Source organism: Planotetraspora phitsanulokensis, from assembly GCF_016863295.1.
Classification (GTDB): domain Bacteria; phylum Actinomycetota; class Actinomycetes; order Streptosporangiales; family Streptosporangiaceae; genus Planotetraspora; species Planotetraspora phitsanulokensis.
The window spans coordinates 210,107-228,330 of record NZ_BOOP01000023.1; the positions used below are offsets into that span (position 1 = coordinate 210,107).

18 protein-coding genes are annotated in these 18,224 nt (G+C 69.6%); 5 read left to right on the forward strand and 13 right to left on the reverse strand.

Translation table 11 applies throughout. The features are described 5' to 3' along the window. Positions 1–232: 232 nt before the first annotated feature. From Pph01_RS25880 to Pph01_RS25895, 4 genes are read right to left on the reverse strand one after another with little or no spacing between them, the layout of a single operon-like run. Positions 233–1,147, reverse strand: a complete 915-nt coding sequence (locus tag Pph01_RS25880; RefSeq protein ID WP_204075746.1) for an ABC transporter substrate-binding protein — start codon at positions 1,145–1,147, stop codon at positions 233–235. Positions 1,148–1,183: 36 nt separating this feature from the next. Next, positions 1,184–1,846 (reverse strand): ABC transporter permease, encoded by a 663-nt coding sequence (locus Pph01_RS25885; RefSeq protein WP_204075747.1) that lies wholly within the window; start codon positions 1,844–1,846, stop codon positions 1,184–1,186. Further along, positions 1,843–2,520, reverse strand: coding sequence for an ABC transporter permease (locus tag Pph01_RS25890; RefSeq protein WP_204075748.1), 678 nt, complete (start codon positions 2,518–2,520; stop codon positions 1,843–1,845). The genes Pph01_RS25885 and Pph01_RS25890 overlap by 4 nt, the downstream gene beginning before the upstream one ends. After that, positions 2,517–3,593 (reverse strand): ABC transporter ATP-binding protein, encoded by a 1,077-nt coding sequence (locus tag Pph01_RS25895; RefSeq protein WP_204075749.1) that lies wholly within the window; start codon positions 3,591–3,593, stop codon positions 2,517–2,519. Before Pph01_RS25895 ends, Pph01_RS25890 begins: the two co-directional genes overlap by 4 nt. Positions 3,594–3,925: 332 nt before the next feature. Here Pph01_RS25895 and Pph01_RS25900 point away from each other — a divergent pair, with 332 nt between their 5' ends. After that, positions 3,926–5,218, forward strand: a complete 1,293-nt coding sequence (locus Pph01_RS25900) for an RNA polymerase sigma factor (protein WP_204075750.1) — start codon at positions 3,926–3,928, stop codon at positions 5,216–5,218. Between the two features lie 51 nt (positions 5,219–5,269). Here the strand turns inward: Pph01_RS25900 and Pph01_RS25905 are convergent, their stop codons facing one another. From Pph01_RS25905 to Pph01_RS25925, 5 genes are all read right to left on the reverse strand, one after another. Then, the gene (locus Pph01_RS25905) at positions 5,270–6,442 is read right to left on the reverse strand and encodes a lipid-transfer protein (protein WP_204075751.1); all 1,173 of its coding nucleotides are present in this window, start codon (positions 6,440–6,442) and stop codon (positions 5,270–5,272) included. 4 nt (positions 6,443–6,446) lie between these two features. Then, positions 6,447–6,836: a MaoC/PaaZ C-terminal domain-containing protein gene (locus tag Pph01_RS25910; RefSeq protein WP_204075752.1), complete on the reverse strand. Its 390-nt coding sequence runs from the start codon at positions 6,834–6,836 to the stop codon at positions 6,447–6,449. Then, entirely contained in the window at positions 6,836–7,759 is a 924-nt protein-coding gene (locus tag Pph01_RS25915) for a bifunctional MaoC family dehydratase N-terminal/OB-fold nucleic acid binding domain-containing protein (protein WP_204075753.1), read from the reverse strand. The genes Pph01_RS25910 and Pph01_RS25915 overlap by 1 nt, the downstream gene beginning before the upstream one ends. A 97-nt stretch (positions 7,760–7,856) precedes the next feature. Further along, positions 7,857–9,029: an acyl-CoA dehydrogenase family protein gene (locus Pph01_RS25920; protein ID WP_204075754.1), complete on the reverse strand. Its 1,173-nt coding sequence runs from the start codon at positions 9,027–9,029 to the stop codon at positions 7,857–7,859. Next, the gene (locus Pph01_RS25925) at positions 9,029–10,099 is read right to left on the reverse strand and encodes an acyl-CoA dehydrogenase family protein (protein ID WP_204075755.1); all 1,071 of its coding nucleotides are present in this window, start codon (positions 10,097–10,099) and stop codon (positions 9,029–9,031) included. The genes Pph01_RS25920 and Pph01_RS25925 overlap by 1 nt, the downstream gene beginning before the upstream one ends. Positions 10,100–10,410: 311 nt before the next feature. Between Pph01_RS25925 and Pph01_RS25930 the strand changes: the two genes are divergently transcribed. Further along, the gene (locus Pph01_RS25930; RefSeq protein WP_239117011.1) at positions 10,411–11,013 is read left to right on the forward strand and encodes a TetR family transcriptional regulator; all 603 of its coding nucleotides are present in this window, start codon (positions 10,411–10,413) and stop codon (positions 11,011–11,013) included. A 25-nt stretch (positions 11,014–11,038) separates the two neighbouring features. Here Pph01_RS25930 and speB read toward each other — a convergent pair whose 3' ends face one another. Then, complete coding sequence (gene speB / locus Pph01_RS25935; RefSeq protein WP_239117012.1) at positions 11,039–12,019, reverse strand: agmatinase; 981 nt, start codon at positions 12,017–12,019, stop codon at positions 11,039–11,041. 183 nt (positions 12,020–12,202) lie between these two features. On the opposite strand from speB, the gene Pph01_RS25940 reads away from it, so the two are divergent. Then, the gene (locus Pph01_RS25940) at positions 12,203–13,363 is read left to right on the forward strand and encodes a steroid 3-ketoacyl-CoA thiolase (RefSeq protein ID WP_204075756.1); all 1,161 of its coding nucleotides are present in this window, start codon (positions 12,203–12,205) and stop codon (positions 13,361–13,363) included. Between the two features lie 121 nt (positions 13,364–13,484). Here Pph01_RS25940 and Pph01_RS25945 read toward each other — a convergent pair whose 3' ends face one another. Next, positions 13,485–14,387 carry a TIGR03619 family F420-dependent LLM class oxidoreductase gene (locus tag Pph01_RS25945; protein WP_204075757.1) on the reverse strand — a complete coding sequence of 301 codons (903 nt, stop codon included), beginning with the start codon at positions 14,385–14,387 and terminating at the stop codon, positions 13,485–13,487. Positions 14,388–14,634: 247 nt separating this feature from the next. Between Pph01_RS25945 and Pph01_RS25950 the strand changes: the two genes are divergently transcribed. Further along, positions 14,635–15,306 carry a FadR/GntR family transcriptional regulator gene (locus tag Pph01_RS25950; protein WP_204075758.1) on the forward strand — a complete coding sequence of 224 codons (672 nt, stop codon included), beginning with the start codon at positions 14,635–14,637 and terminating at the stop codon, positions 15,304–15,306. On the opposite strand, the gene Pph01_RS25955 is transcribed toward Pph01_RS25950, so the two are convergent. Then, on the reverse strand, positions 15,307–16,341 hold the full coding sequence (locus Pph01_RS25955) for an aldo/keto reductase (RefSeq protein ID WP_204075759.1): 1,035 nt from the start codon (positions 16,339–16,341) through the stop codon (positions 15,307–15,309). Positions 16,342–16,443: 102 nt separating this feature from the next. Between Pph01_RS25955 and Pph01_RS25960 the strand changes: the two genes are divergently transcribed. Beyond that, the gene (locus Pph01_RS25960) at positions 16,444–17,403 is read left to right on the forward strand and encodes an AraC family transcriptional regulator (protein ID WP_204075760.1); all 960 of its coding nucleotides are present in this window, start codon (positions 16,444–16,446) and stop codon (positions 17,401–17,403) included. Here Pph01_RS25960 and Pph01_RS25965 read toward each other — a convergent pair. Then, positions 17,346–18,218, reverse strand: coding sequence for an amidohydrolase family protein (locus tag Pph01_RS25965; RefSeq protein WP_204075761.1), 873 nt, complete (start codon positions 18,216–18,218; stop codon positions 17,346–17,348). The genes Pph01_RS25960 and Pph01_RS25965 overlap by 58 nt on opposite strands. Between the last annotated feature and the right edge of the window lie 6 nt (positions 18,219–18,224).

Below are 18,224 nucleotides of genomic sequence, written 5' to 3' on the forward strand. Positions count from 1 at the left end.
ACACGCTCCTCCCCTCCCCACTTGCGCGTGATCATGCACAGATTCGGAGGAACACCCTCCCACCTGCGCAACCTCCTGGCGTGATCATGCACATGTTCGCAGAAGTGTGCCCCGACCTGTACCTTTCCAGTTCGTGATCATGCACAGTTGGACGGTGCATGATCACGGGCCGCGTTTGCGCAGGCAGAGCCGCACATCCGCGAGCCCGTGCATGATCACGCGAAGGGGTGCGTCAGAGGAGGCCGTTCTGGGTCAGCCAGTCCTTGGCGACCACGGGCGGGTCGGCCTTGTCCACGGAGATCTGCTTCATCAGCGACAGCAGGGTGTCCGTGGTGAGCTTGGCGGAGATCGCGTTGAGCGTCGACGAGACCGTGTCGTTCACTCCGGCCTTGTAGACGAGGGGCGTCACATTGTCGGAGCCGAACGCGTTCTTCGTGTCCTGCAGCGACACCAGGTCGTTCAGCACGATCTTGGGGTCGGTGGTGAACACGTTGCCCACCTGGATCGTGCCGCTCTTGATGGCGTCGGCGGTGGTGTCACCGGTCGGCTTCCACTCCTTGAACTCCATGCCGTAGACGTCCTTGAAGTTCTGCTCCTGCCGGTCCTTGAACTCCGGCGGGCCGCCCACGACGTAGTTCTTGGACACCTTGGCCAGATCTTCGATCGTGGTGAGCTTGTCCTTGGCCGCCGTCTCCTTGGTGACCGTCAGCGAGTTGTTGTCCTGCGCCTCGGACGGGTCGAGGACCCCGAGCTCGGCCGGGAGCTTGGCCTGCAGCCCGGCGACGATCTCGTCCTTGGTCTTCGCGGTGCTCGTCTTGTCGACGAAGGCCAGCAGCGAGCCGATGTACTCGGGCACAACCGTCAGGCCGCCGCTCTTGATCTGGTCGTAGACGACCTCACGGGTGCCGATGTTGGGCTTCTCCTCGACGGTGACGCCCTTGGCCTGCAGCGCCTGCGCGTAGATCGAGCCGAGCAGGATGCTCTCGGGGAAGTTGAACGAGCCGACGACGACCTTGGCCGACGTCCCGCCCGAGCTCGCCGGCGCGTTCGAGGGCGTGGCGGAGGTCAGCGGGTCCGAACCTCCGCACGCGGATAGGGTCAGCGCCGCGGTCACGGCGACCACGGCGGCGGTGAGAATGCGTTTCATCAAAATTCCCTTCACAATCGGGAGGTAATAGGGAGATTAGCGGACCTGTCGCACTCCCGGGGAGACGACCACCCGGTCGAGCACGGTGAAGGCCAACTGGACGGCCAGCGCAAGGAGCGCGATGAGTACCGCTCCCCCGATCACGTCCGAATATGTCTTGGTGGCGAGTCCGTCGATGATGAACCGCCCGAGCCCGCCCAGACCGACGAACGCGGCGACGCTGGCGGTCGACACCACCTGGATGGCCGACAGCCGCAGGCCCAGCAGGATCAGCGGCAGCGCACTGGGGGTCAGCACCCTGAACAGGACCTGGCCCCCGCGCAGGCCCATGCCGTACGCCGCGTCGCGCAGGTCGGCGTCGACCCCCCGCACGCCCTCGTAGGTGTTGACGAGGATCGGCGGGATCGCGAGGACGACCAGGGGGATCAGGACCGGCAGAACGGTGCCCACCCCGATCAGCAGCACCACCAGCACGAGGAGGCCCAGCGTCGGCAGCGCGCGGGCCGCGTTGGCGGAGACCACGATGAGCAAGGCGCCCCGACCGGTGTGACCGATCAGCAGGCCCAGGGGAACGGCGATCACCGCCGCGATGAGGAACGCGGCGGCCGAGAACTCGAGGTGCTCGAGGATGCGCGCGGGGATCCCGTCGGGGCCGGACCAGTTGGCCGCGGCACCGAAGAAGTCGATCAGCCAGTTCACGCCGCACTCCTCCTCGCCCGCGACCACGGGGTGAGTAACCGCTGCGCGAGCACGAGCAGGCCGTCCGACAGTACGGCGAACAGCACGATGAGCACGATCCCCACGACGATCGGGGTGGGGAACTGCCGCTGCCACCCGTCGATGAACAGGTTGCCGAGACCGCCCTGACCGATCAGCGCGCCCACGCTGACCAGGCTGATGCTGGAGACCGTCGCCACGCGCAGACCACCGAGCACCACCGGAACGGCGACGGGCAACTCGACCTGGAGGAGCCTGCGCAGCGGCCGGAAGCCCATCGCCACCGCCGACTGCCGCACATGCTCGGGCACCGAGCGCAGCCCGTCGACCACGGCGGGGATCAGGATCGCCAGCGTGAACAAGGTGAGCGGGATGATCACCGTCGACTGCGTGAGCCCTGTGACGGACAGGAATATCGAGAACAACACCAGCGACGGCAGGGAGTAGACGACGTTCATCAGCCCGGCCGTGGGCTGGTAGAGCCACCGCCACCGCGCGCATGCCACACCGAGCGGCAGCGCCACGAGCAGCCCGAACACCACCGGCAGCAACGCCATCACGACGTGGCTCTCCAACAACGTCCTGATGGCCGACGGGCCGCCGTTGTCCCAGTTCCTGGCGATCCAGTCCCAGCGGACCAGCGGCTCGTCGTTCACGACTCCGCCCGCCTCGTATCGGACGCCGGGACCTCTCGGTCGGGCTCGGAGACCCGCTCCCCAGGGCTCGTCCCCTGCCGGGTGAGTGCCTCGTCCAGCGCGTCTCGCGTCGCGACGCCGATCACACGGCCGTCACCGTCCACGGCGATCGCCGTGCCGTTCGGCGAGAGCAGCGCCGCGTCCAGCGCCGCGCGCAGCGAGTCCCGCTCGGGGTTGAAGGTTCCGTACGGCAGGAGCCCGCCGTTCGATCGCCATCCGAGGGGGCGGGTGTCCTCGTCCACCTCGAGGTCGGTGGGAGCGGAGCCGAGCCGCACCCCCGTGGCCGGCACGAACGACAACCGCCGGATGCCGCGGTCCTTGCCGAGGAACTCACGGACGAAGTCGTCCGCCGGCTCGCTCAGCAGCGTGGCCGGATCGGCCATCTGGGCCAGGCGGCCGCCGACGCGGAGGACGGCGACCGTGTCCCCGAGCTTGATCGCCTCATCGATGTCGTGGGTGACGAACACGATCGTCTTGTGCAGCTCCGACTGGAGATGGAGCAACTCGTCCTGGAGGCTCGCCCTGACGATGGGGTCGACGGCGCTGAACGGCTCGTCCATGAGCAGCACGGGCGGGTCCGCCGCCAGGGCGCGCGCGACGCCGACGCGTTGCTGCTGGCCGCCGGACAGCTGGAAGGGGTAGCGCCCGGCCAGCTTGGAGTCCAGCCCGACCAGCTCCAGCAGCTCCATCGCCCGCGCGCGGGCCTTCTTCTTGTCCCAGCCCAGCAGGTACGGCACGGTCGCCACGTTGTCGACGATCTTGCGATGCGGGAAGAGCCCCGCCTGCTGGATGACGTATCCGATGCCCCGGCGCAACGTCGGGGGATCGATCGCGCGGACGTCCTGGTCGTCGAGCAGGATCCGGCCCGAGGTGGCGTCGATCATGCGGTTGATCATCCGGAGCGAGGTGGTCTTGCCGCATCCGGACGGGCCGACGAAGACCGTGATCGCGCCCGTGGGCGCCTTGAGGCTGAGGTCGTCCACCGCCACCGTTCCATCGGGGTAGCGCTTGGTCACGCCTTCAAATGTGATCACACGTACCTCGTCCCTCGACAGCAAGCGATCACGACAACAGACCGAGCGACGTCGGTGTTCCCGGGAAACGGTGTTCCCGGGATCGGCCCCCCGTGGGCCCGTCTCGGCCGCCTCGTGCCGCCCGGTCACATGACGTGTCCGTCAGCCTACGGGGCACTCGTCCGATCTGTCCCCTCCAGTCGATGATTCACCGACATGATCAATATGAGAATTCCAACACCGGAATATCTATCAATAGGGCATCTAATAGTGCGCTCACCCACGTTGTCTTGGCATGATTACTCTCAACAATCCCTCCAGCCCCTCCACTACGAATCAGAGGAGAGCCGGTCGTGTCCTCACCGCTCACCGGTCAGCGCTCGCGGAGCGAACTGATCGCCGAGCTCTACGAGCGTCACGCCGCCGGGTTGTTCGCGTACTGCCACGACCAGCTCGGCGAGTCGACGTCCGCCGGCGACGCCGTGGTCGCGGTGTTCACCGGCGTCCCGACGGCCGAGCCGCCGGCCCGTGCCGTCCTGTACTCCCTGGCTCGCCGCGAGATCTACCGCAGGGACGTCAGCTACGCACTCCCCTCCGTCGACTCCGTCGCCGACCCGGCCACCGCGCTGATCGAGCGCGTCTTCCGTGACATCCGGCCGCACCAGCGCGAGGTGCTGCTGTTGTCGGCGGTCTGCAGACTGAGCACCTCCGAGATCGCCGTCGTCCTCGACGTCGCCGCCGACACCGCCGAGGAGCTCACGTACGGGGCGCAGCGGCGCTTCGTCCAGACCCTCGAGACCGCGACGGCGGCCGCCCGCTCCGCCCCGTACGTCGCCGCCGCCGTGGCGGAGATCTACGACGCGATCGGGGTCGCCCCGGTCGCGGACATCCTCGCCCGTCTGCCTTGGCGCCGTCCGGCCGCGGCCGTCCGCGAGCGCGTGTTGTCCTCGCTGCTCCTCGAAGACCCGGGCGCGGCCACCGGCTCTCTCAAGCTGTCCGCCAAGAAGTTGTGGCCCACGACTCCCACCTGGCCCCTGCCTCTGAGCAACCCGGACCAGGCGACGGACACCGTCCTGGTGCAGACCGACCCGGCGAAGGCACCACTGCCGCGGCGCAAGGCCAAGCACGAGGCCATGACCGAGCCCATGCCCAAAATGCGGGGATCAATCCTCAACGCGCTCGGCGACGGCCGTCCACGCCGGAGGCGGGCGATCCCGCCTGCGCCGACAGCCGCCGTAACCGCCCCGGCTCCGGCCCCCGCTTCGCCTCCGGCTCCGGCTCCGGCTCCCACTCCGGCTCCGTCGGAGGCCGACGCGACCTTCGACGCCTTCCGTCCCGCAGAGCCGGACCCCGCGCCGTCCGCCGGGATCTCCGCTGCGCCGCCGGTCATGCCTGCGGTCACTGCGGCCAAGCCGGCGCCGGCCGAGCCCGCCGCCCCGGTTCAGCCGGAGAGCGAACCCGCGGCGGCCGTGGAGCCCAAGGCGCCGGAGCAGGCGGCGAAGCCCGAGGGTCGCCCCAAGAAGCGCAAGAAGGCCAAGACGCGCGACCGCCACTACGACTGGGTGTGGGAGCTCGTGGGGTTCCTGATCTGCCTGGCCATCGCCTTGATCGTGTTCTTCAGCGTCCCCACGATCGTCACCCCCTGACCCCCTTGGCCCCCTAGGCCGTGATCATGCACGGCCCAACCCGGCGCCGTCTCACCCCTGAGAGAGGATGAGGCCGCTCGTGGGCACTCCCGTACCAGCCGTGACCAGGACGTTCTGCACGCCTGCCACCTGATTGACCGCCGTCCCCCGGATTTGCCGTACGGCTTCCGCGATGCCGTTCATGCCGTGAATGTAGGCCTCACCGAGCTGGCCGCCGTGCGGATTGACGGGCAGGTGGCCGTCGATCTCGATTCCGCCGTTCCGGATGAAGTCCTTCGCCTCACCGCGATCACAGAATCCGAGTTCCTCCAACTGAGTGAGAACAAATGGCGTGAAATGATCATAAATGACGGCCGTCTGGATTTCCGAAGGAGAAAGTCCGGATTCTTTCCACAATTTACGGCCGACCACTCCCATTTCCGGAAGACCGGTCATGTCGTCTCGGTAATAGCTCGTCATCATCATCTGCCCCGTGCCGGACCCCTGGGCGGCCGCCGCGATCACCGCGGGCGAGCGGCGAAGATCTCTGGCACGCTCGGCGGTGGTCACCACCAGAGCCACCGCGCCGTCGCTCTCCTGGCAGCAGTCCAGCAGATGCAGTGGATCGACGATCCACTTCGACGCCTGGTGGTCCGCCAGAGTGATCGGACGCCCGTGGAACCAGGCCGCCGGGTTCGTCGAGGCGTGCCGCCGCATGGCCACCGCCACACGTCCGAAGTCCTCGGACGTGACACCGTTTTGGTGCATATAGCGGCGCGCGAACATGGCGACCCAGGCCGCAGGCGTTATCAGCCCGTACGGCACATGCCAGCTCATTTCGAGCCCCTGAGACGACGGCTCACCACCGAGCCTCGTATTGGGCTGACCGAAACGCCGGCCGGACCGTTCGTTGAACGCGCGATAACACACCACGACCTCGGCGGCTCCGGTCGCGACGGCCATTGCTGCGTGCAGAACCGTGCCACAGGCGGCGCCACCGCCGTAATGCACTCTGGAGAAAAAGGACAAATCGCCAATGCCCACTTCGCGGGCGACGGCGATCTCGTCGTTGGCGTCCTGCGTATAGGTGACCATGCCGTCCACATCGGACGGCGAGAGGCCCGCGTCGTCGAGCGCGGCGAACACCGCTTCGGCGGCGAGGTGCAACTCCGAGCGTCCGGACTCCTTGGAGAACTCCGTCGCACCGATGCCCGCGACAGCCGTACGGCCGGACAGGGAGCTCATCGACTCACCCTCTCTGCATGATCACGGCGGAGGCGGTGACGTGGGGGCCCAGGCTGACCGCTCCTGTCACTTCGACGACCGCCTCGTTCTCCTCGACGGTCGCCACCTTGCCGGAGAAGGTCAGCGTGTCCCCCGCGTAGGCCGGGACGCCGAGCTTCACCTTGATCCCGCGGAACACGGCATCGGGACCGGCCCAGTCGCTGACGTACCTCTCGACCAGGCCCATCGTCGTGAGGATGTTCAGGAAGATCTCCTTCGACCCCTGCGCCTTCGCGATGGCGGGGTCGTGATGGACCGGCGTGAAGTCCCTCGTCGCCAGAGCGGTCGAGATCACGACCGTGGGGGTCAGCTCGATCGTGAGGGGCGGCAGCACGCTTCCGGCGACGATCCGCATCACGCCTCCTCCGGGATCGGGGCCCACATCGGCAGGGTCAGCTCGTCGTCCATCTCCTGGTACGTCACCCGCACAGGCATGCCGACATAAACCTCTCCAATGGGGCATTGCACGATATTTCCGACCATCCGTACCCCTTCGGGAAGCTCCACCACGGCCACGACGAACGGAGTCTCCTGTCCGGGCACGGGCGGATGGTGGTGCACCACATAGCTGTAGACCGTGCCCGTGCCGCTCGCCACGACGTGCGTCCGCTCGGCCGACCGGCACGACGGGCAGACCGGTCCCGGCGGATGCCTCAGCTCTCCGCAGCCTCCGCACTTCTGGATCCGCAGCTCGCCGGCCTGCACGCCGTCCCAGAAGAAGCGCGTGTCGTCGTTCACGGCCGGCCTCAGCGGGTACGGCTCCCGCTTCGCCTTCTCCACCGGGCGGAGCGGCTGGAACTTCAGCAGCCGGAACATCATCTCGGCCACCGGTTCGTCCCCCGAGAACCAGGTGACGTTCCAGGTGACGAAGTACCCCTCCCCGAGCGCGGTCCGTTTGGGCCCCACCATGTCCAGCATTCGGGTGCTCGAGGTCAGCTCCTCGCCCATCGAGAGATAGCGGTGGTAGGTGTGCTCGCAGTTGGTGGCCACGACGCCCGTGTACCCGGCCTCGTCGAGCGCGTCGAAGACGTCGTCCATGGGCCTGCGGAACTCCTTGGCCGGGTCACGGCTCAGTCCCTCCATCGACCACACCTGGATCATCGCCGGAGGGGCCACCGCGTCCGGGCCGGTGTAGGCGGGGTTGCGGTCCCCCATCGCCTCGGTCCAGTGGCTGATCATGACGGCGTTCACGGGGTGGGGGGCCGCGTGGCGGGGGCCGTCCCCCGCCGCGACCGCCTTGTCCGCGAGCGCCATGAGGTGGTCCCGCAGTTCGGTCATCGCGCCTCCTCGTCCCTTCGTAAGCAGACCCGTCCCGGCCTTGGAGAACAGAGCCCTGGAGAACAGAGCCTTGGGAAACAGCGCCGTACCGTCGGGTTCATCGCGGCGGCTTGGGAAGCTGGAGGCCGAGCATGGCGATGAGCTCGCGCTGCACCTCGTTGACGCCGCCCCCGAACGTGAGGACGATCGCGCCCTTGACGCCGCGGTCGACCCGCTCGATCAGGTCCCGCGTCTCCTCGTCCCCGGGGTCGCCGAACCGGGCGAGGGCGTCGCCCACGATCCGGCCCACGTCCTGCATGCGCTCAGAACCGTAGATCTTGGTGGCGGAGGCGTCGGGGGCACCCAGCCAGCCGAGATCCATGTTCGCGGCGATCTGCCAGTTGAGCAGTTCGTTCGTCCGGAAGTACGCGTACACCTGGGCGAGCGCCCGCCGCACCGCCGGGTTGTCGTACAGGGGCCTGCCGTCTCTGCCCGGCTTGCCCTTCGCCCACGCCACGAACCTGACGTACGTGTGCGCGATGTTGCCGGCGGGCCCGAGCGTCACGCGCTCGTGGTTGAGCTGGTTGACGATGAGGTCCCAGCCCTTGTTCTCCGTCCCGACGACCATGTTCGCCGGCACGCGGACGTCGGAGTAGTACGTGGAGTTCGTGTGGTGGCGCCCGTCCATCGTGACGATCGGCGTCCAGGAGAAGCCGGGGTCCGCGCAGTCCACGATCATCATGGTGATCCCGCGGTGCTTGCTCGCCTTCGGGTCGGTGCGCGCGGCCAGCCAGATGTACTGCGCGTGGTGCGCCCCCGACGTGAAGATCTTCTGCCCGTTAACGACGTAGTCGTCGCCGTCCCTGACGGCCGTCGTCCGCAACGACGCGAGGTCCGTGCCCGCGCCCGGCTCGCTGTAGCCGATGGCGAAGTGGCAGTCCCCCGCGAGGATGCGCGGCAGGAAGAAGTCCTTCTGCTCGTCGGTGCCGTACTGCATCAGCGTCGGCCCCACGGTCTGCAGCGTGATGATCGGGTAGGGCACCTCGGCCCTGGCGATCTCGTTGGCGAAGATCTGCTGCTCCAGCGGCCCGTATCCGCCGCCGCCGTACTCCTTGGGCCAGCCGAGCCCGAGCTTGCCGTCCCGTCCCAGCCTGCGGCAGTGCTCCATGTACGCCTCGCCGAACGGATCCTGGGCCAGCTTCGCCCGGTCCTCCGCCGTGAGACAGGCGGTGAAGTACTCCCTGAGCTCGTCTCGGAGCCGCCGCTGTTCCGGGGTCAGTTCGATGTGCATCAGACCAGCGCTCCGATCAGGTCGAGCTGGGCCTCCGTGCCGCCGAGCAGGTGGACGGCGTTCTTGCCCCAGGCGAAATAGCGGTGCAGCGGATAGGTCACGTCGAGGCCGATGCCTCCGTGCAGGTGCTGGCAGGTGTAGAGGGCCTCGAGGGCGGGACCGGTCGTGTGGAAGGCGGCGATCGCCAGGTCCTCCGCCGACGGCAGCCCCTCGGCCAGCCGCCAGGCGCCCGACCACATGGCCACGTCGAGCGCCCTGCCCGCGATGTAGACGTCGGCGATCTGCATGGTCACGGCCTGGAACTCGGCCAGCGCCCGGTCGAACTGGCGGCGCGTCCGGATGTAGTCGGTCGTCAGCTTCAACGCCCCCGCCAGCACGCCGGACGCGGTCGCGGTGATGCCGGCGAGCGCGTGCAGCCTGAGCGACTCCCACGCCGCGCCGTCGGCCTCGCCGACCGCCTCTCCGGGAGCGCCGTCCATGGTGATCACCGCTCCGGGCTCGCCGGTCGACAGCGTCACCTCCTGTACGGCCACGGCCCCCGGTTCGACGAGGAAGAGGCCGACCCCGGCCCCCTCGACCCGGGCGGGGACGAGGATCCCGGAGGCCGACGCCGCATGGGAGACGACACTCGTACGCCCGGTGAGTCTGCCCCCGGCGGCCGTGGTCGCGGGCGGCTCCCCCGGGTCGGCGCCCGGCTCCCTGAAGGCGAAGGTGAGCACCGCGTCCCCCTCGGCCAGCGGCGCGAGGGCCTCCTTCTGGGCGGCCGTGCCGTACCGCGAGACGGTCAGGGCGGCGACGAGGCTGGGCAGGACGGGGACGGGCGCGACCCGGGCCCCGGTCTCCCTGAGGATCACCGCCATCTCGACCGCGCCGAGGCCCGCGCCTCCGGCCTCCTCGGGAAGGCACGCGCCGAGCAGGCCGGCCTGCGCCATCGCCTTCCACGTCTTCGCGTCGTACGGCAGGCCGCTCTTTTCGTGGGCCTCGATCCTCGCCTGTACGGCCTCCCGGTCGAGCACCTCGGACGCAAGCGTGCGCAACTCTGCCTGGGTCTCGTCCACATTGAAGTCCACTGGCCCTCCAGAAGGGCGAACTCGGTCCCGATTCCGTGCTGTCCTCCGGGGCGTCGCCGCCCGCCCCGGACCCGCCTCCTCGCACATCTGGCAGAACCGCAAACTAGAACACATTCTAATCTGTGTCCATAGGGCGAGCCCCGTAGCGGCCCTGACAACCGCGGAAAACCCGAAAAGACATGGATGGGGCCCGGTATTTGTGACTGGTGAGTAACCACCGGGTCAGACCGGGAATCAGATAACGTGTTCCTATGCGTATCTCGCCTGTCGGCGCGGACGCCCCAGCGCCACGTTCTGAGGGGGCATCCGTCGTGGACAGCCATCCGATCTCTCCCACTCCCGCTCCGGGAGTGCGGACGCGGAGTCAGCACCAAAGACGTAAGCGCATCGTCCAGGCGGCCGCCGCACTCGCCTCACGGGGCGGTGTCGAGGCCATGCAGATGCGCACCGTCGCCGAGCGGGCGGGGGTCGCCCTCGGCACGCTCTACCGGTACTTCCCGTCCAAGATGGATCTCGTCGTCGCCGTGGTGGGCGAGGAGATCGACACACTGGAGTCGAGCATCGAGCGCCGGCCGCCCAGTGCTCCCACGCCCGCCGGCCGGGCCGTCGACATCCTGATGCGGGCCACCCGTGGCCTGATGCGCGAGCCGGAGCTCGCCGACGCCCTGATCCGCTCACTGATCATGGCCGAGGTGGACATTCCGTTCGGCGACCGGATGGCCGGGCTGTTGCTGCGGGTCGCGGGAGACGGGCTGACGATGGAGGGCGCGACCGAGGAGCAGTTCGCGCTGGCCGGATCGTTGTCCGGCGTGTGGGTGCAGGAACTGCTCGAGATGCTCCGCGGCCGCCGGACCTACGAGCAGGTCCAGCGCAGGATCGAGATCGCCGCCGGGCGCCTGTTCGCCGACTTCTGACCCGCGCGCAGGATCAGCCGCGGGATCAGCCGCCGGAGTCCGGCCGCGAGCTCACCGCCAGCAGGGACAACAACGTGTAGGCGACGTTCGCCGCGGCGATGCCGGTGATCTCGGCGTGGTCGTACGACGGGGAGACCTCCACCACGTCCGCGCCGACGATCTCCAGGCCGGCCAGCCTCCGCAGGATGACCAGCAGTTCGCGCGAGCTGAGGCCGCCGACCTCGGGCGTGCCCGTTCCCGGCGCGTGCGCGGGGTCCAGCACGTCGATGTCGACCGAGACGTAGACCGGGCCGCCTTCGAGCCGGTCGCGAACGCCGCGTGCCACGTCCGCGGCGCCGCGGTCCTCGACGTCGTCGGCCGTGAAGACCTGGAAGCCGAGCCCCTCGTCCTGGTCGAGGTCGACGGAGCTGTAGAGGGGGCCGCGGATTCCCACGTGCGCGCAGCGCCGCTCGTCGAGCAGGCCCTCCTCGGCCGCGCGGCGGAACGGCGTGCCATGCGTGTACGGCTCGCCGAAGTAGGTCTCCCACGTGTCCAGGTGCGCGTCGAAGTGCAGGACGGCCAGCGGCCCGTGCCGCCGGGCATGCGCGCGCAATGTCGCGAGCGCGATCGTGTGGTCGCCTCCGAGGGCGACCACCTTCGTGCCGCGGCTCAGCAGGTCGCTCACCGCCAGGTCGATCGACTCGAGCGCGGCCTTGATGTCGAAGGGGTTGCAGACCACGTCGCCCGCGTCCACGACCTGCTGTTCGGCGAACGGTTCGGCCCGCAGCGCGGGGTCGAACGGGCGGAGCAGCCGCGAGGATTGCCGGATGTGGCCCGGCCCGAACCGGGCCCCCGGACGGTAGCTGACCCCGCTGTCGAACGGCACGCCCAGCAGGGCGACGTCGGCGTGCGCGACCTGGTCGAGGCGAGGCAGCCGCGCGAACGTCGCCTCTCCGCCGTATCGCGGCACGGCGGAGGCGTCGACCGGGCCGATCGGGCCCCCGTCGGTGTGCTCGGGCATCGTCATGCGTCCTTCGTTCAGCCGGTGCGAAGACCGGTCGGTCGATGCGAAGGCTGGAGTGGATGTCGTCATCATCCCGGATCCACCCGTCCGGGCCGGTCGCCGGGAGGGCCCTCGCCTCTGTCTTCCCCATCAGAGTAGAACGCGTTACATTTTGCTGGAACATTGTTCTGACGTGGCGGAGGTCTCGTGGGCAGCCCGGTGATCGTCGAAGCGGTGCGGACTCCGATCGGGAAGAGAGGCGGCCTGCTCTCCGACGTCAAGCCGCAGGCCCTCCTCGCCGCCGCCTTGAAGGGGCTCGTGGACCGGTCGGGCGTCGACCCCACGGCCGTCGAGCAGGTGTTCGCCGGGTGCGTCACCCAGGCCGGCGAACAGGGCGGCCACGTGGGCCGGCACGCCTGGCTCTACGCGGGCCTGCCGTACGGCGCGGGCGTCACGACGGTCGACGCGCAGTGCGGCTCGTCGCAGCAGGCCGTGCATCTGGTCGCGGCGCTGATCCAGGCGGGCGTCATCGACGTGGGGGTCGCGTGCGGCGTGGAGGTGATGAGCCGCCAGCCGCTCGGCAGCAACGTGCTGCCCGCGAAACCCCGGCCGGACGACTGGTCGATCGACCTGCCCGACCAGTTCACCGCCGCCGAGCGGATCGCGGGCCGCCGGGCCCTCACCCGCGCGGACCTGGACGCCTTCGGCGCCCGGTCCCAGCAGTTGGCCGCCAAGGCGTGGGCCGACGGCAGGTTCGGGCGTGAGGTGCTCCCCGTGGCCGCCCCCGTTCTCGGCGAGGACGGTCAGCCCACGGGCGAGAGCCGTACGGTCACCCGGGACCAGGGACTCCGGGAGACGACGGCGGAGGGGCTCGCCAAGCTGCGGCCCGTCCTCGGCGAGAACGGCACGCACACGGCCGGCACGTCGTCACAGATCTCCGACGGGGCCGCCGCGGTGCTCCTCATGAGCGAGGAGGCGGCCGCACGGCACGGCCTGCGCCCCCGCGCCCGGATCCTCGCGCAGGCACTGGTCGGCTCCGAGCCCTACTACCACCTCGACGGGCCGGTCGACGCGACGGCGAAGGTGCTCGACCGGTCCGGGATGGCGATCGGCGACCTCGACCTGTTCGAGGTGAACGAGGCGTTCGCGGCCGTCGTGTTGTCGTGGGCGTCGGTCCACCGGCCCGACATGGACAGGGTCAACGTGAACGGCGGCGCGATCGCGCTCGGGCACCCGGTCGGCGCGACGGGCGCGCGGCTGATCACGACGGCGCTGCACGAGCTGGAGCGGTCGGACTCCTCGACCGCCCTCGTCTCGATGTGCGCCGGCGGGGCCCTGGCCACCGCGACCATCCTGGAACGCGTCTAAAGCACGGCCCCCCGCGTCACCTGCCGTCAAGTGCGCGAGGCAGGGCGCGGTGTCCGGCACGCCTCTGTGTCCGGCGCGCCTCTGCCGCGTGGAGGCGCGCCGGCGGGATCGCGGGCCGGATTCAGCCGCGCTGGATGAGCGGCAGAACCTCGCCGACGAGGTCGAGAGACTCGTCGACGGTGGACGCGACGAACGACGAGTCGACGAGGAAGTGATCGATGCCGGTCGCCTCGGCCACGGTCTTGATGACGTCGGCGGTCTGCTGCGCCGTGACGCCCTGCATGATGTTCACGCGCATGATCGTGTCGATCGACGCCGGGTCGCGGCCGGCGTCACGGGCGAACTGGTCGATGGCCCTGCGCTGCGCGGTCATCATGTCGATGTTCACGAAGTAGGGCACCATGCACAGGGGCAGCCAGCCGTCCGCCCGCTCGCCGGTGCGACGGAGGGCGGCCTCGGCCGTGCCGCCGAGGTAGACCGGCGGGTGGGGCCGCTGCGCCGGCTTCAGCGGGCTGTGCTGCAGCGGCAGGTCGATCAGCTTGCCGTGGAACTCGGCCGGATCCTGCGTCCAGAGCACCTCGAGGGCGTCCAGCAGTTCGTTCATCCGGGCGCCGCGGGTCGAGAATTCGTACCCGACGGCCTCGTACTCCTCCGGCGACCAGCCGACGCCGAAACCCGGGATGAGACGGCCGCCGCTGATCAGGTCGATCGACGTCAGCGTGCGGGCCAGCTGCACCGGCGGGTACACGGGGGCGATGAGCACGTGCGTGCCGAGCTTCACCCGCTCCGTGGCGGCGGCGGCCACACCGAGGACGACGAAGGGGTCGGCCGCGGTGTTGTATTCGACCGGAATGGTGTTGCCCTGACCACCGGCACCGATCTTCGGGTTGACGGCGGCGAAGTTGCGGTCGCCCACCCAGAGGCTGTCGGCGCCCGCCTTCTCCGCCTCGCGGGCGAAATAGGCCGTTCTGGCTATGTCGTGTGCCTGCTGGTGCAGGTGCGGAAGAGCGAAACCGATCTTCATGGCGTCCCTTTGCTTGCCTCACTGCCGAGGTCAACGAACGTACGCCATGAACCTCGGCGTTCCTTCGCGGGGGGACGGCGTGGACCTCCCGGCCTGCCCCCTGCCGAACCCGCGGAATCCACAGGAGGTCGATGGCCCGGTCGGGATCTAAGGGGCGGCTTCGCGTCATACACTCTTAGACATCGGATGTCTAAGAGTCCACGCACGCGGGGCCGTCCCGCCGACAGGACTCCAAGGAGTGCATGGCGTGGCAGTCACCGACGCGGCGATCGACAGCATCAAGGACATGATCCTTTCGGGCGAGCTGGCCCCCGGCGACCGGCTGCCCAAGGAGGCCGACCTGGCCGAACGTCTCGGCCTGTCCCGCAACTCGCTCCGCGAGGCCGTCCGGGCGCTCGCCCTGATAAACGTCCTCGACGTACGGCAGGGCGACGGCACCTATGTCACGAGCCTGGAACCTCACCTGCTCCTCGACGCGCTGTCGTTCGTGGTCGACTTCCACCTGGACGACACGGTCCTGCAGTTCTTCCAGGTGAGAAGAATCCTGGAGCCCGCAGCCACCGCGATGGCGGCGACCCGGATGGGTGACGACGACATCGAGGACCTGCGCAAGATCCTCGACTCCCTCCCCGCGGAGCCGAGCGTCGAGCAGCTCGTGGCCAACGACCTGGAGTTCCACCAGCGGATCGCCGCCGGCTCGGGCAACGCCGTCCTGGCCTCCCTGATCGAGAGCCTGTCGGGGCCGACCACGCGGGCGCGCGTGTGGCGCGGTCTCACCCAGGAGGGCGCCCTGGGCAAGACCCGCGAGCAACACGTGGCCATCTACGAGGCGATCGCCTCCCACCAGCCCGACATCGCGATGGCGTGGGCGACCGTCCACGTCGCCGGAGTCGAGGGGTGGCTGCGCCAGGCCCTCTGATCACGCGTTCAGCGGAAGGCGGTCGGCGAGTCCGCCTCGCTGGACCCAGGTGGGGTAGGTCTCGGGGATGCGGCTCACCTCGTCGAGCTCCCTGAGGTCGTCCGCGGTGAGTTCGAGGTCGACGGCGGCGAGGTTGTCCTCGAGCTGCCCGGGACTGCGGACCCCGGCGATGGCGCAGGTGACCGCCGGGCGCGCGAGCACCCAGGCGAGGGCGACCCTGGCGGCGCTCACCTCATGCCTGGCGGCGACCGCCTTGAGCACGTCGATGACGTCGTAGGCGTGCTCCCTGTCTATCCGGGGGAAGCCCCTGCGGCCCGCCTGCGCCTGACGCGAGGTCGGGTCGGACGCACCGTCGCGGTCGAACTTGCCGGAGAGCCATCCCCCCGCCAGCGGGGCCCAGACCATCAGCCCCAGCCCCTCCTCCTCGATCACGGGCAGCAGTTCGTGTTCGAGTTCCCGCCCGACCAGGGAGTAGTACGCCTGCACCGAGACGAAGCCGGGGAGGTCGCGCAGCGCCGAGACGCCCAGCGCCTTGGCCACCTGCCAGGCCGCGAAGTTCGAACATCCTACGTATCGGATCTTGCCCTGCCGTACGGCGTCGTCCAGCGCTCGCAGCGTGTCCTCGATCGGCGTGTGCGGATCGATGCTGTGGAGTTGGTACAGGTCGATGTGGTCGGTCTGGAGCCTGCGCAGGCTCTCCTCGAGAGCCCGGGCGACGCGCAGCCGCGACAGCCCGACGTCGTTGGGGCCCGATCCCATGCGGGCGGCCAGCTTCGTCGCCAGGACGACGCCGTCGCGACGGCCCTTCAGCACCTGACCGAGCTGCGACTCCGACTCGCCGGCCGAGTAGACGTCGGCGGTGTCGATGAAGTTCACGCCGGCGTCCAGGGCCATGCCGACGATCCGGTCGGTCTCCTCGACGGGCAGGCCGCCCACCGCCTGGTAGACCGGGTGGTCGGCGCCGCCGAAGCTCATCGCTCCGAGGCAGATTTCCGACACGAACACACCCGTACGGCCCAGCATGCGATATTTCACAGTTTCTCCTGTTAGTGGGGATTCACTTGCAGGCTATGGAGAGCGGCCCGGACAATCCATACGAGAAAGTCCGATTTACCTGAGCGATCGTCCGGAGATCCCGTGGATGCCCTGTCCCACGTCCTGTCCCTGCTGAACGTCGAGAGCGCCGCGCCCTCCCGCTTCGAGGTGGGCGGACCGTGGGCGTTGAGGTTCCCGGGGGGCTACCGGCACGCGAAGTTCGGCGTGGTGCTGAGCGGCTCCTGCTGGATCTCGCCGCAGGGCGCCGAGGCCGCGCACCTGCGGCAGGGGGACTGCTGGATGGTCACCAGCGGTGAACCGTACGTCATGTCCAGCGACCTCGAGACCAGGGCCGTCGAGGCGGTGCCGGTGTTCCTGGCCGCCGAGAGCCGCGACTGCGTCCGCTACGGGGACGCGGACGTCGACACCGTCCTCTTCGGCGGGGCCCTCACCTTCGACGACGGCAACGCCAGGCTGCTCCTCGACGTGCTGCCGCCGCTGGTGCACGTCCCCGCGTCATCCGATCAGGCGGAGGTCCTGCACATGGCGATGCGGCTGCTCAACCAGGAGACGGCCGCGCCCGCACTCGGCTCCGCCTTCATGACCGAACGCATCGTCCACATGGTGTTCGTGCAGGCCCTGCGCACCTACGCGACCACGATGGCGGCCGACAGCGGGTCGCCCGGCGGCTGGCTCAGCGCCCTGTTCGATCCCCAGATCGGGGGCGCGCTGCGGCTGATGCACGAGGACGCCGGGCGCAAGTGGACGGTCGACGGCCTCGCCACCTCCGTGGGCATGTCACGGTCGACGTTCGCGGAGAAGTTCAAGACCGCAGTCGGCTCCACCCCGCTCGACTACCTCATGCGCTGGCGCATGCACGCGGCCGGGCGGGAGTTGCGCGAGACCGACCGGACCGTGCACGCGGTCGCCGGGAACTGGGGGTACGGCTCGGAGAGCTCCTTCAGCAACGCGTTCAAACGGGTCATGGGCGCCTCGCCCCGTGCCTACCGGAGCAGGGACGCGTCCAGGTCGTCGGTGTCGGGCAGTCCGTACCACTCCTGAGCGGTGCCGCCGAAGACCCGCGCGCGCTCCGCCTCGGACAGGCCCGACGTGAGCTCACCCGCAAGCTCGACCACCTGCGCGTACGACGCGGCGAGCTCGCACACCGGCCAGTCGGAGCCGAACATCACCCGGTCGGGGCCGAAGGAGTCCAGGATGCGCTCCGCGTACGGCGCGAACTGCGGGGTCTCCCAGTCGGTCCACGACGCCTCGGTCACCAGCCCGGAGAGCTTGCACGCGACGTTCGGCAGCGTGGCCAGCTCGGCGAGCCCGCCCGCCCACGGCTCGAGTTCGCCGGAGGCGATCGGCGGCTTGGCCGCGTGGTCGAGCACGAAACGCAGGTCGGGCAGCTCGCGCGCCGCCGACAGGGCCGCCGGAATCTGCGGCACGAGCACGAGCAGGTCGTAGGCGAGGCCCGCCGCGGCGGCCGCGCGCAGCCCCGCGCGGACGTCGGCACGGGCGATCCACTCGGGGTCGGGTTCGTCCTGCACCTGGTGCCTGAGGCCGACGAGCAGCTCTCCCCCCGCCGCCGCGCGCAGCCGCTCCACCTGGCCGGTGACGTCTGCGGTGAGGTCGGCCCATCCGACGACGCCGGCGATCAGTCCGTCCGACCGGCCGGCGGTGCCCAGGAACTCCGCCGTTTCGTCGAGGTCGGAGACGGTCTGCACGAGGACCGTCCCGCTCACCCCGGCGGCGGACGTCTCCCGCCTGAGGTCCTCCAGCCCGTACGGCCTGCGCACCGGCGCGAGGGCGTCGCCCGCCATCCAGGGGTACGAGCGGCGGGAGGGGTCCCAGAGGTGGTGGTGCGCGTCGATCACGTCACG

Excerpts from the sequence above, each read along its gene's own strand:
- Pph01_RS25880 (WP_204075746.1), bottom strand. The coding sequence starts at position 1,147 with ATGAAACGCATTCTCACCGCCGCCGTGGTCGCCGTGACCGCGGCGCTG.
- Pph01_RS25905 (WP_204075751.1), bottom strand. The coding sequence starts at position 6,442 with ATGAGCTCCCTGTCCGGCCGTACGGCTGTCGCGGGCATCGGTGCGACG.
- Pph01_RS25945 (WP_204075757.1), bottom strand. The coding sequence starts at position 14,387 with ATGAAGATCGGTTTCGCTCTTCCGCACCTGCACCAGCAGGCACACGAC.
- Pph01_RS25915 (WP_204075753.1), bottom strand. The coding sequence starts at position 7,759 with ATGACCGAACTGCGGGACCACCTCATGGCGCTCGCGGACAAGGCGGTC.
- speB (WP_239117012.1), bottom strand. The coding sequence starts at position 12,019 with ATGACGATGCCCGAGCACACCGACGGGGGCCCGATCGGCCCGGTCGAC.
- Pph01_RS25910 (WP_204075752.1), bottom strand. The coding sequence starts at position 6,836 with ATGCGGATCGTCGCCGGAAGCGTGCTGCCGCCCCTCACGATCGAGCTG.
- Pph01_RS25920 (WP_204075754.1), bottom strand. The coding sequence starts at position 9,029 with ATGCACATCGAACTGACCCCGGAACAGCGGCGGCTCCGAGACGAGCTC.